10 protein-coding genes and 3 pseudogenes are annotated in these 12136 nt (G+C 60.1%); 8 read left to right on the forward strand and 5 right to left on the reverse strand.

Annotated features, from left to right (window positions below; all coding sequences use genetic code 11):
- Nucleotides 1-58: 58 nt before the first annotated feature.
- Nucleotides 59-2146, reverse strand: coding sequence for a phosphate acetyltransferase (gene pta, locus LU682_RS04190; RefSeq protein WP_010952014.1), 2088 nt, complete (start codon nt 2144-2146; stop codon nt 59-61).
- A 31-nt stretch (nt 2147-2177) separates the two neighbouring features.
- Nucleotides 2178-2480, reverse strand: a complete 303-nt coding sequence (locus LU682_RS04195) for a DUF3565 domain-containing protein (RefSeq protein ID WP_010952015.1) — start codon at nt 2478-2480, stop codon at nt 2178-2180.
- Between LU682_RS04195 and LU682_RS04200 the strand changes: the two genes are divergently transcribed.
- Both LU682_RS04200 and LU682_RS04205 read left to right on the forward strand, forming a co-directional pair.
- Nucleotides 2479-2964 carry an FKBP-type peptidyl-prolyl cis-trans isomerase gene (locus LU682_RS04200; RefSeq protein ID WP_003247325.1) on the forward strand — a complete coding sequence of 162 codons (486 nt, stop codon included), beginning with the start codon at nt 2479-2481 and terminating at the stop codon, nt 2962-2964. The genes LU682_RS04195 and LU682_RS04200 overlap by 2 nt on opposite strands.
- Before the next feature lie 145 nt (nt 2965-3109).
- Complete coding sequence (locus tag LU682_RS04205) at nt 3110-3592, forward strand: glutathione peroxidase (RefSeq protein ID WP_004575870.1); 483 nt, start codon at nt 3110-3112, stop codon at nt 3590-3592.
- 63 nt (nt 3593-3655) lie between these two features.
- On the opposite strand, the gene LU682_RS04210 is transcribed toward LU682_RS04205, so the two are convergent.
- Nucleotides 3656-4846, reverse strand: coding sequence for a glycosyltransferase family 4 protein (locus LU682_RS04210; protein ID WP_010952016.1), 1191 nt, complete (start codon nt 4844-4846; stop codon nt 3656-3658).
- A 307-nt stretch (nt 4847-5153) separates the two neighbouring features.
- On the opposite strand from LU682_RS04210, the pseudogene LU682_RS29920 reads away from it, so the two are divergent.
- The 5 genes and pseudogenes from LU682_RS29920 to LU682_RS04230 all read left to right on the forward strand — a co-directional run.
- Nucleotides 5154-5747, forward strand: a pseudogene (locus tag LU682_RS29920) (PAS domain-containing protein); the annotation flags it as partial.
- A gap of 180 nt (nt 5748-5927) precedes the next feature.
- Nucleotides 5928-6341: pseudogene (locus LU682_RS29925) on the forward strand (methyl-accepting chemotaxis protein); the annotation flags it as partial.
- Between the two features lie 225 nt (nt 6342-6566).
- A pseudogene (locus LU682_RS04220) lies at nt 6567-7341 on the forward strand (polymorphic toxin type 15 domain-containing protein).
- A 15-nt stretch (nt 7342-7356) separates the two neighbouring features.
- The gene (locus tag LU682_RS04225; protein WP_232914913.1) at nt 7357-7980 is read left to right on the forward strand and encodes a GAD-like domain-containing protein; all 624 of its coding nucleotides are present in this window, start codon (nt 7357-7359) and stop codon (nt 7978-7980) included.
- A gap of 342 nt (nt 7981-8322) precedes the next feature.
- Entirely contained in the window at nt 8323-8940 is a 618-nt protein-coding gene (locus LU682_RS04230) for a GAD-like domain-containing protein (RefSeq protein ID WP_003247320.1), read from the forward strand.
- Nucleotides 8941-8984: 44 nt separating this feature from the next.
- Here the strand turns inward: LU682_RS04230 and cysZ are convergent, their stop codons facing one another.
- Nucleotides 8985-9713, reverse strand: coding sequence for a sulfate transporter CysZ (gene cysZ / locus LU682_RS04235; protein WP_010952022.1), 729 nt, complete (start codon nt 9711-9713; stop codon nt 8985-8987).
- Between the two features lie 330 nt (nt 9714-10043).
- On the opposite strand from cysZ, the gene trxB reads away from it, so the two are divergent.
- Complete coding sequence (trxB, locus tag LU682_RS04240) at nt 10044-11006, forward strand: thioredoxin-disulfide reductase (protein WP_003247318.1); 963 nt, start codon at nt 10044-10046, stop codon at nt 11004-11006.
- Nucleotides 11007-11081: 75 nt separating this feature from the next.
- Here the strand turns inward: trxB and nadC are convergent, their stop codons facing one another.
- Complete coding sequence (gene nadC / locus LU682_RS04245) at nt 11082-11930, reverse strand: carboxylating nicotinate-nucleotide diphosphorylase (protein WP_010952023.1); 849 nt, start codon at nt 11928-11930, stop codon at nt 11082-11084.
- Nucleotides 11931-12136: the final 206 nt, after the last annotated feature.

Consider the following 12136-nt stretch of genomic DNA (forward strand, 5'->3'; position numbering starts at 1 on the left):
CGGCTCTGTGGGGGCGGGCAGTCCCGCTCCCACAAGGCTTGCAAAGAAGCCTCTGCTTTTAGCGCGCCACGCTGGCCTGAATCGCCGTCAGGGCTATGGTATGCACGATATCGTCAACCTGCGCCCCTCGCGGCAAGTCGTTCACCGGCTTGCGCAAACCCTGCAGCATCGGCCCCAGGCTGACCCCGTCGGCACTGCGCTGTACCGCCTTGTGCGTGGTATTGCCGGTATTCAGGTCGGGGAACACGAACACCGTGGCGCGCCCGGCCACCGGGCTAGCCGGCGCCAGCTCTCGGGCGATCGCCGGGTTGGCCGCTGCGTCATACTGCAACGGCCCATCGATCAGTAGCTCCTGCGCCGCGTCCTGTGCCAGGCGTGTCGCTTCGCGCACTTTCTCGACCTCTTCATCGCTGGCCGAATCGCTTGAATAGCTGATCATCGCCACCCGTGGCGCGATGCCGAAGGCCTGCGCCGAGGCGGCACTCTGTTGGGCAATCTCCGCCAGCTCGGCAGCGCTTGGGTGCGGGTTCATCACGCAGTCGCCGTACACCAGCACCTGCTCGGGGAACAGCATGAAGAACACCGACGAGACCAGGCTCGAGCCGGGTGCGGTCTTGATCAGCTGCAGGGCCGGGCGGATGGTGTTGGCCGTGGAGTGCACCAGGCCCGAGACCAGGCCGTCCACTTCGTCCAGGGCCAGCATCATGGTGCCGATCACCACCGGGTCTTCCAGCTGCTGCTCGGCCATCGGTGCGTTGAGGTTCTTGCTTTTGCGCAGCTCGACCATGGGTTCCACGTAGCGCCCGCGAATCAGTTCGGGGTCGAGAATCTCCAGCCCTGGCGGCAACGTGATGCCCTGGGCGCGGGCCACGGCGTCAACATCTTCGGGTTTGGCCAGCAGCACACAGCGGGCGATGCCGCGGGCCTGGCAGATGGCTGCGGCCTGCACCAACAGTGGCTCGGCGCCTTCTGGCAGGACGATGCGCTTGTTGGCCTGCTGCGCACGTTGGATCAGCTGGTAGCGGAACACTGCCGGTGACAGGCGCAGTTCGCGCGGCGTGCCGCAGCGCTGGTGCAGCCAGGCCGCGTCGAGGTGGCTGGCGACGAAGTCGGTAATGAACTCGGCACGCTCGCGGTCGTCCACCGGGATTTCGCGGTTCAGCGAGTTGAGCTGGTTGGCGGTGTCGTACGAGCCGGTGCTGACCGAAAGGATCGGCAGGCCGGCCTGCAGGGCACCGCGGCACAGGCCAAGGATACGCACGTCAGGCTTGCTGTCGCTGGTCAGCAGCAAGCCGGCCAGGGGGACGCCATTGATCGCTGCCAGGCTGACAGCGAGGATGATGTCGTCGCGGTCGCCCGGGGTTACCACCAGGGTGCCCGAGGTCAGTAGCGGGACCGTGTTGGCCACCGTGCGTGCACAGATGATGATCTTGCTCATGCGCCGCTGCTCGTAATCGCCGGCATTGAGCACCTGGGCGCCGAGCAGCTCGGCCACATCGCGGGTCCGCGGGGCGTTCAGCTCGGGCTGGTAGGGGATGCAGCCAAGCAGGCGGAAGTCATTACCGCGCAGCAATGGCGAGTGCTCGCGCAGGCGGGTGGCGAAGTCCGCCATGCTCTCGTCGGTACGCACCTTGTTGAGGATCACCCCCAGCACTTTCGGGTCGCGTGGGCCGCCAAACAGTTGGGCCTGCAGTTCGACCCGGCCAGACAGCTCGCTGAGCACTTCGTTTTCCGGGGCCGATACCAGGATTACCTCGGCATCCAGGCTCTTGGCCAGGTGCAGGTTGACCCGCGCTGCGTAGCTGGCGTGGCGCGTGGGCACCATTCCCTCGACCACAACCACGTCATTGCCGACGCAGGCTTGCTGGTAGAGGCGGATGATTTCTTCAAGCAGCTCGTCCAGTTGGCCATCGCCGAGCATGCGCTCGACGTGGGCCAGGCTCAGTGGGACCGGTGGCTTGATGCCGTGAGTGCGGGCGACCAGTTCGGTGGAGCGCTCGGGGCCGGTGTCACCCGGGTGGGGCTGGGCGATAGGCTTGAAGAAGCCGACCTTCAGGCCGGCACGCTCCAAGGTGCGCACCAGGCCCAGGCTGATCGAAGTCAGGCCGACACCAAAGTCGGTCGGCGCAATGAAAAATGTCTGCATGCGTGCTTCTCGAAATAAGCGGTGCAAGAAATTAGCGGTCAAGGGTAGCGCTATCGGCCCCTTGTGCGCACCAGCCGCAAGCGAAAGGCTGGCCGATGTGTTGCGCACGTTGTGCCGGGTCGAGCACCCAGGGGCGTGCCTGCCACGGCGGCTGGTGGCGCAGGTGCTGGGTATGGCCGCACGAAAGTTCCGCCACCCAGTGGCCTTCTTCGTCCTGATGAAAGCCGTTGATCCGACTGATGGGCCGTTGCTCGTCTGCACCACGTTCGCAATCGGACGATGGCAAGGTTACACTTGTCCGCTCTACATTCTTTTGCAAAAGGTCTTGCCCCATGCTGATCGCCGCCAACAAGGCTGTCTCCATCGACTATACCCTGACCAACGACGCCGGGGAGACCATCGACAGCTCCGCCGGTGGCGCGCCGCTGGTTTACCTGCACGGTGCCGGCAATATCATCCCGGGCCTGGAAAAAGCCCTGGAAGGCAAGCAGGCTGGTGACGAGCTGAATGTTTCCATTGAACCTGAAGAGGCCTACGGCGAGTACCTGGCCGAACTGGTCAGCACCCTGAACCGTAGCCTGTTCGAAGGTGTCGACGAGCTGGAAGTGGGCATGCAGTTCCACGCTTCGGCGCCGGACGGCCAGATGCAGATCGTCACCATCCGCGACATCGACGGCGACGACGTCACCGTTGATGGCAACCACCCACTGGCCGGTCAGCGCCTGACCTTCCAGGTCAAGGTTGTGAACGTGCGTGACGCCAGCGACGAAGAAATCGCTCACCGTCACATCCACGGTGAAGGTGGCCATCACCACTGATTTTCTGCGCTAAGCTCAGAAAGTCGCCAGGCGCTCGGGCAAGCCGATTTGCCTTCCTACGGGAGGTGAACGGTTTGGACGAGCGCCTTTTTAGTGGGCGGAATTCGCCTGCACGGCAACCGGGAACCTGAGAGGGGATTTCATCATGAGTGCATTTCACGACCTGAAACTGGAAGCGCTGAACGGCGGAGAGCTGCCCCTCGCACCCTTCAAGGGCCAAGTGGTGCTGGTGGTCAACGTTGCCTCCAAATGTGGCCTGACGCCGCAATACAAGGCCCTGGAAAACCTCTACCAGATCTACAAAGACAAGGGCTTCAATGTGCTTGGCCTGCCGTGCAACCAGTTTGCCGGGCAGGAACCGGGTAGCGAAAAGGAAATCCAGGACTTCTGCAGCCTCAACTACGGGGTCAGTTTCCCGCTGGGGAGCAAGCTGGAGGTCAACGGGCCGCAGCGCCATTCGTTGTACCGCCTGCTGGCAGGGGAGGGGGCCGAGTTCCCCGGTGACATTACCTGGAATTTCGAGAAGTTTCTGGTGGGCAAGGATGGCCGGGTGCTGGCGCGTTTCTCGCCGCGCACGGCGCCGGATGACCCAGCGGTGGTGCAGGCCATCGAGAAAGCCCTGGCCTGAAGAGTGCCTGACGTGATGTTTTGGCACCTGTGAGATCGAGTGCCGCGCGGGCGGCGCTGGATCTCACAGGCGCTGCAAACATTGCGCAGAACGCCCAGCCGTAGCACCAGGTTGCCGGCATGCGCTGTTCAGATACCCCTCGAACTGTTCGACAATCGCCGGCCAGCCCTGGCGGCTGGCATGCTGTCGCGCATTCAGGCGCACCCTGCGCAAGGTCTCCACTTCTTCCAGCAACCAGCACGCTGCATCGACAAACGCCGCCTGGTCCCCCGGCATCGCCAGCGCGCCACTGTGGCCATGGCGAATATGCTGCGCGGCGGCCGCCTCGTCATAAGCAACTACCGCCAACCCTGAGGCCATGGCTTCGAGCACCACATTGCCGAAGGTCTCGGTCAGGCTCGGGAACAGGAACAGGTCGCCGCTGGCATAGTGCTCGGCCAGTCGTTCACCGCGCTGGGCGCCGCAAAACACGGCGTCCGGTATCTCTTGTTCGAGCTTGGTGCGCTGAGGCCCGTCGCCGACCATGATCAGGCGCAGGCGCTTTTGTGGATACGTCTTGCGTAATGCCTCGAAGCAAGGCCGTAGCAAGCCAAGGTTCTTTTCCGCCGCCAGCCGCCCGACATGCAGTACGGCGATGTCCTCCGGGCCTAGCCCCCAGCTTTCGCGCAGGGCCTGGCTGCGCCGGGCCGGATTGAACAGGCAGGCATCGACCCCTCGGGCCAGCAACTCCAGGCGTTCGAAACCGCGACGCTCCAGCTCCAGGCGCTGGCTGGCACTCGGCACCAAGGTGATTGCCGTGCGCCGATGGAACCAGCGCAAGTAGTGAGTGAGCAGGCGCGCCAGCAGGCCCAGGCCGTACTGGCCGGAATACTGCGGGAAGTTGGTGTGAAAGCCACTGACCACCGCCACCCCCAGGCGTCGGGCCGCGCGTAGAGCGCTGAGCCCCAGCGGCCCCTCGGTGGCGATGTACAGTACATCCGGGCGCTGCCGGCGCCAGCGGCGCAACAGCTTGTGCATCGACACCTCGCCCCACTGCAAACCCGGGTAGCCCGGCAGCGCCCAGCCACGGCACAGCATCAGCTGCGGATCGTTGTGCACGTGCCCTTCGCCGGCCTGGCGCGGGCGCACCACCTCGACCTCATGGCCGCGTTGGCGCAACCCATCACTGAGGCGGCCAAGGGTGTTGGCCACGCCATTGATCTCGGGTGGGAAGGTTTCGCTGACCAGGGTAATACGTAGGGCGGGTGTATTCATGACAAAAAGTTTCCGCCTGCCGGGTTGCGCTAATGTGACCGCCTTGTGACGTAAAGATGACGCCTGACTGCCGGCATTTTTGCCTTTATGAATATTTCCTCGCACAGCACTCAAGAAGGTGTAGCCGGCAGCCGATGAAGATGCATTCGACTACGTGATGCGCTCCAGGAGAGCGGTGATGTTCAACAACAAGCTCAAGCAAGAAATCCGGCAACTGCGCGAAGACCTGATGTCCATCGAACAGGTCAAGAGTAGTCTCGACAGCGAGATGCTGGTGCTGCAGCTCGACCCTCAGGGACGGATCGAGATGGTCAACGGCAATTTCGAGAGCGAGATGCTCTACCGTGCCGAACAATTGCTTGGACGCAATATCGAGGACATCGTCCCCGCCCACGTAAAGTCGCTGGACTTCTACCAGCGCATGAAAAGTGCGATCAGCCGTGGTGAACACCTGAACGGTGCGTTCCGTCTTCTGCGGGGCAATGGTCAGGAAGCCTGGCTGCGCTCGATCCTGCAGCCGGTGAAGAACAGCGAGGGGCGCATCAAGTACTTCACCCTGCATTCCAGCGACCTCACGCGAACCATCGAGACCTCACGCGAGCACGAAAGCCTGATCAAGGCCCTGATGCGCTCGACTGCGGTGATCGAGTTCGACCTCGACGGCATCATTCTCACTGCCAACGATCGTTTCCTGGCCACCGTCGGCTATCGCCTGGAGCAGATTCGCGGTAAGCACCACCGCATGTTCTGCGAACCGCAGGAGGTCAACTCGGCTGGCTACCAAGCGTTCTGGGAAAGGCTGCGCCGTGGCGAATATATTGCCGAGCGCTTCAAGCGCATCGATGCCCATGGCCGGGTGATCTGGCTGGAGGCCTCGTACAACCCGATCTTCGATGCCCACGATGTGCTGTACAAGGTGGTCAAGTTCGCCACCGTGATCACCGACCAGGTCAACCAGGAGCTGGCAGTGGCCGAGGCGGCAGATGTCGCCTACAACACCTCGCTGGGTACCGATGTCAGTGCTCGCAAGGCCACCGAAGTGGTCACCCAGACTGTCACCGTGATGCGTGGACTGGAGGCTTCGATGCAAGAGGCCGCCGACGGCATCCAGGCGCTGGATACCCAGTCGCGGGTGATCGGTTCGATCATCAAGACCATCAGCGACATTGCCGGGCAGACCAACCTGCTGGCCCTTAACGCGGCCATCGAAGCCGCCCGTGCCGGTGAGCAAGGGCGGGGCTTTGCCGTCGTTGCCGACGAAGTGCGCCAACTGGCCTCTCGCACCAGCACCGCCACCGAAGAAATCGCCCGGGTGGTACAGCAGAACGAACAACTGGCGCAGGCAGCAGTGTCGATCATCGACACCAGCAAGCGCCAAGCCGAACAGGGGCTGGCGCTGGCGGATGAGACGGGCAGCGTAATTGTCGAGATCCAGGACGGGGCGAAGCGGGTGGTGGATGTGGTGGGGCAGTTTTCCAGCCGGCTGAGTCTTTGATATGGCTTGGGGTTTGTGATGGCCATGGGATCGAGCTTCGCCTGCGCGGCGCTCGATCTCAAGAACGATAAAAATTTCCAGCCTTACCCACAGCAACAACTGAACAGCTGAACTTCGCCGAGCATGCCGGAAACGAAGTCGCATTTTCCTACAACTGACTCAGAAACCTCCGATCCGAATCCATGATGGGATTTCCCCCTGCACACGTTGTCAGGGAGACACCTCATGTACCTGGATTACCTCGTGCCCTCCTGGCACGAGATCGAGTCACGTGTCATCGCCATGGTGGGCTACCCAAGCGGTGGCCAGTTCCGCACCAGCCTCAATGAAGAAGTCGCCTCGCTGGGCCTCAACCTGCGCCGGATCGACGCTGTGCGCTCAGCCTTCTACCAGGCTGAATGGCAGACGGCGCACATGCTACGCCAGCGCTTCGTCGACCTCGACATCAACAGCATCGTCGACGAACTGCTGAGGGTCGTGCAGCAGATGGCGATGATCGTCGTCGGCAGCACCGTTACCGGTGGCCTGCTTGGCGCGGGGTAGGCGCATTCGCCGGCGGCGCCGGATACAAAATAGGCGAATTCAAACGACAGTTGAATGGCCAGGAAGACGGGCTCAACTGGATGACCGTTGAAGAATTTTTGGAAAAAGTTGAAAACCCAAATCAGCGCAATAAAGGGCTCGCCCAGAGAGCGAGAAAAAAGGAGCAAGAATTTAAAAAATTGAAAAAGAGCTCAGGAAAACCATGGGCCCATTTGAAGCGCAACGGGTTGCAATAGAGAAAGCCAGAAACCGGATGTCAATTACAGCAGCACTGCACAATCCGGATCTCGTCGCCGGAGGTAGAGACGTCATATCGGACTTTGGGGACCGCCAGGTAAACTCAGTGATAGGCGCCCAATGGAAAACCAGGATACCCAACTTAAAGAAAGCGGCCGAAAGGGTATCCCTGGAGTCCAGAGGCTCAATCCGCATGAATGTCAAATTACATAAGTGCTAAGGTGAGAAGGTTGAAATGGATAAAGTACTTGCCAGTTTGATTGAGAATTTCGGTCCGCCGATTGACCGCCGGGAAGTACCTGGCTCCACAATCGAAAGATACAGAGACAAGCTTCCTCCCAAGCTTTTGGAATATTGGTCCGAGCATGGGTGGGGGGGCTACGGTGAGGGCATATTGTGGCTCGTCAATCCGCAAGAATATGACGCCGTAGTTTCCTGCTGGATTGCAGGCACGGCACTTGCGTCGCACGACAGCTATCATTTGGTTGCAAGAAGTGCCTTCGGAGACTTGTACCTTTGGGGAGAAAAAACTGGATTTTCATTGGAAATAACAAGCGTTGGGTCTCAGTACATATTTTATCGAACTGAAATCACAAAGGAACAACTAAATACTGAGCTTGAAGGCTTTTTTTTGTCAAAAGAAGTGGAGTCAATGGATTTCAATGGTCTCTTCAATCCCGCCAAGGAAAAACTGGGTAGACTTAAACATGACGAGATGTACGGCTTTTCCCCCGCGCTCATGCTGGGCGGGGCTGACTCCCTGCAACATCTTAAAAAAGTCAGCGCTGTTGAACACTTGATCTTTCTGGCGCAATTGACAGATCTTCAACCTTACTCCTTTTCCGAGCAGCCAGATTAATGCCGCAGTCAACCAGCACCGCCACCGAGGAAATCGCCCGGGTGATGGATGTAGTGGAACAGTTTTCCAGTCGGTTGAGTCTTTGATAATTTGTAATGGCCATGGGATCGAGTTTCGCCTGCGCGGCGCTCGATCTAAAGAACGATAAAAATCTCCAGCCTTACCCACGGTAACAACTGAACAGCTGAACTTCTAAGTTGCAGGAGAGAATTCAGAGAGATCTTATGATAACTATGAATGCCATTGAAGCTAGAAAGCTCTCGGTGAAGCAGGCAAAGGAAACCCTGTCATCTCTAGCAGCTTTGCACAATCCATGAATGCTAGTCGCTTGAGGTTTTCGCCGTGGATGAGGTTTTTTCCCTGTTTGTAGAGCAAGTTGGTGAGCCGTTTTTTCGACAGGAGGTTCCTCCCTCAAGTCTGGATCGATACAGAGGGATCTTGCCGAACAAATTGTTAGCGTATTGGAGTGAGCACGGTTGGTGCGGGTATGGTGACGGGATATTTTGGACTGTCAACCCCCAGGAATATGAAGGGGTAACTGCCTCGCTTATCGAAGGCACAATATTGGAGAAGCGGGATAGATACCACCTGATCGCTCGCGGCGCATTTGGTGACCTGTATCTCTTTGGAGAGCAAACGGGTTTCTCAGTAAAGATTTTGGCTCATATTTCACGATACAGGGGCAGTGAATATGAGTTGACGGCGGCGGATATGGACAGGGAAGTGCAAGGTTTCTTCCTTGGCAAAGAGAAGGCGTCTGTTGACTTTGATGGTATGTTCGAGCCCGCAAAGAAGAAATTGGGCATGCTAAAGCATGATGAAATGTATGGGTTCGTTCCAGCCTTGGCGTTCGGCGGGTCAAGCGACCTTGCTAACCTCGAGAAGGTTAAGGCAGTGGAACATCTAATACTGCTTTCTCAGATTGCCACCCTCGAACCCTACAGTTTCTCCGACTTCTAAAAAGCAATCCGCAAAAAGGGGCTGCCCTGCAGCCCCTCGCTCCTTCAGCTCCGCTCCCGCACCCAGAACAACGTAGCCCCGGCCACTGCCGCCGGCATCATCAGCACGTTCACGCCTGGAATCATCAGCGCCAGGTAGGTGATGCCGCCAAAGCCCAGGCTCTGCCAGCGCTTCTGGCGCAGCCAGGCGAGCATGTCCTGCCAGCTCATCTTGTTGTTGTCCGCCGGGTAGTCGATGTACTGGATGGCCATCATCCACACGCCGAAGATCAGCCATAGCGGCGCAGCCACCACGTTGACCACCGGGATCAGCGACAGGACGAAAAGGCCGATGGCGCGTGGCAGGAAGTAGCCCAGCTTGCGCATTTCGCGGCTGAAGGTGCGCGGTACCATGGCTGCCAGCTCGCCCCAGCTGAAGGCTGGGAAGGTGTCTTCGCCACGCACTACCACCTCGACCTTTTCCGCCAGAAAGCCGTTGAACGGCGCGGCAATGATATTGGCCACCAAGGTGAAGGTGAAGAACACCATCAGCACCAGCAAGGCAACGAACAGCGGCCAGAGGATGTAGCTGAGGAAGCTAAGCCAGTCAGGCAGCGTGGGCATCAGGGCATCGAGCCACAGGCCGAACTGGTGGCCGGCGAAGTAGATCAGGCCACCGAACAGCAACAGGTTGACCGCCAGAGGCAGCAGCACGAACAACCGCAGGTTGGGGCTCAGCACCAGTTTCAGGCCTTCGCGCAGGTATTGGGGGCCAGAGAGGACAGGGGCTTGCATCTAGAGACTCCGCAGAGAAGGAAAACGCGCTGACCTTACCGAGTTTGCCGCGCCGACGAAAGGCACGCCGTGGGCGGGAAACGGGATGTAACAAAAGCGCCCGGGGCTTGTTTATCGATGAAATCGCAGCATAGGCGATGCCTATGAGGTGGATTGTCTAAGGATATTTCCTTAATCTTTGCGACCTCGCTACAGTGCGCTCAACTTTTCGCTTTGCGGGCCTGCGCGTTTTAGCCTTCCCCAAGTGCTGCGTGGGTCCTTTTTAATTTCTTGGCTGGCGCAGCCGGTACACCGATGCCGGCCCTGCGGCCCGCTCGACAGGAGTTCGACATGTCTGAAGTACGTCATTCGCGCGTCATCATTCTCGGTTCCGGCCCTGCCGGTTACAGCGCTGCGGTGTATGCCGCCCGTGCCAACCTCAAGCCGCTGCTGATCACCGGCATGCAGGCGGGTGGCCAGCTGACCACCACCACCGAAGTCGACAACTGGCCGGGCGACCCCCACGGCCTGACCGGCCCGGCTCTGATGCAGCGTATGCAAGAGCACGCCGAGCGTTTTGAAACCGAAATCGTCTTCGACCACATCAACGCTGTCGACCTGGCCAACAAGCCGTTCACCCTGCAGGGTGACAGCGGCAAGTACACCTGTGATGCGCTGATCATCGCCACTGGCGCCAGCGCTCGCTACCTGGGCCTGCCGTCGGAAGAAACCTTCATGGGCAAGGGTGTTTCGGCCTGTGCCACCTGTGACGGTTTCTTCTACCGCAACAAGCCGGTCGCCGTGGTCGGTGGTGGTAACACTGCCGTGGAAGAGGCACTGTACCTGGCCAACATCGCCAGCAAAGTGACCCTGGTACACCGTCGCGAAACCTTCCGCGCCGAGAAGATCCTGGTCGACAAGCTGAACGCCCGTGTGGCCGAAGGCAAGATCGAGCTCAAGCTCAACGCCACCCTGGACGAAGTGCTGGGTGACAACATGGGTGTAACCGGTGCGCGCCTGAAGAACAACGACGGCAGTAGCGACGAAATCAAGGTCGACGGCGTGTTCATCGCCATTGGCCACACCCCGAACACTTCGCTGTTCGAAGGCCAGCTGACCCTCAAAGACGGCTACCTGGTAGTCAATGGCGGTCGCGAAGGCAACGCCACCGCTACCAACGTCGAGGGTGTGTTTGCCGCTGGCGACGTGGCTGACCACGTTTACCGCCAGGCCATCACTTCGGCCGGTGCGGGCTGCATGGCGGCGCTGGATGTCGAGCGCTACCTGGACGGTTTGGCCAACGCCTCGTTCTGATCTGAGAAAAAGGGGTGCAAAGCGCCCCCAATAAAAAACCGGCCAAGCGCCGGTTTTTTATTGCCTGCAATCAGCTCACAGGCTCAGTCGCATCGACAGGTCCACCGCTTTCACATCCTTGGTCATGGCACCAATCGAGATGTAGTCCACCCCCGTCTCGGCAATCACCCGCAGGGTCGTTTCGTTGACCCCGCCGCTGGCTTCAAGTTTGGCTTTGCCCGCGGTAATGCGCACGGCTTCGCGCATTTCGTCCAGGCTCAGCTCGTCGAGCATGATGATGTCCGCGCCAGCGGCCAGCGCCTGGCGCAGTTCGTCCAGGCTTTCGACCTCGATTTCCACCGGCTTGCCCGGCGCAATGCGGTGTGCTGCGGCCACCGCCTCGGCTACGCCGCCGCTGGCGGCGATGTGGTTTTCCTTGATCAGGAAGGCGTCGTACAGGCCTATGCGGTGGTTGTCGCACCCACCGCAGGTCACTGCGTATTTTTGCGCCAGGCGCAGGCCCGGCAGGGTTTTGCGGGTGTCCAGCAGGCGCACCTGGGTGCCGGCTACCAGGTCGGCGAGAAAGCGCGCACGGGTGGCGACCCCTGACAGCAGCTGCAGGAAGTTCAGTGCGCTGCGCTCACCACTGAGCAGCGAACGGGCCGGGCCTTCCAGGTGGAACAACGGCTGATTGGCACTGGCCTGTTCACCGTCGGCCACCTGCCAGTGCACTGCAACGCGCGGGTCGAGCTGGCGGAATACGGCATCGACCCAGGCGGTACCGGCGACCACGCAGTTTTCACGGGTGATGATGGTCGCCTTGGCCAGGCGCTCGGCCGGGATCAGTTGCGCGGTGATATCGCCACTGCCGATGTCCTCCAACAGCGCGCGGCGCACGTTGGCTTCAATTTCAGCGGTCAGGTCGGCAAGGCGTAGGTTCGGCATGGTCGGCTCCACAAGCTAGGTGCCCGCGATTATAGGGCAGGGGGCCGGTGTGTACAGCCGCCTTGGCGCTGACCTTTGGTCGGGCGTCGTGAGTAATCGGAGCAGATCAGGGTCATTAGCCAGCCAGCGAAACGGCGCTGGTAGCTATGCGATTTTTTACCGATAATGGCGACTAGTATTTGGCGTCATAGCTTTGACGATTTTTC

Origin of the sequence: Pseudomonas alloputida, assembly GCF_021283545.2 — a bacterium.
Lineage (GTDB): Bacteria > Pseudomonadota > Gammaproteobacteria > Pseudomonadales > Pseudomonadaceae > Aquipseudomonas > Aquipseudomonas alloputida.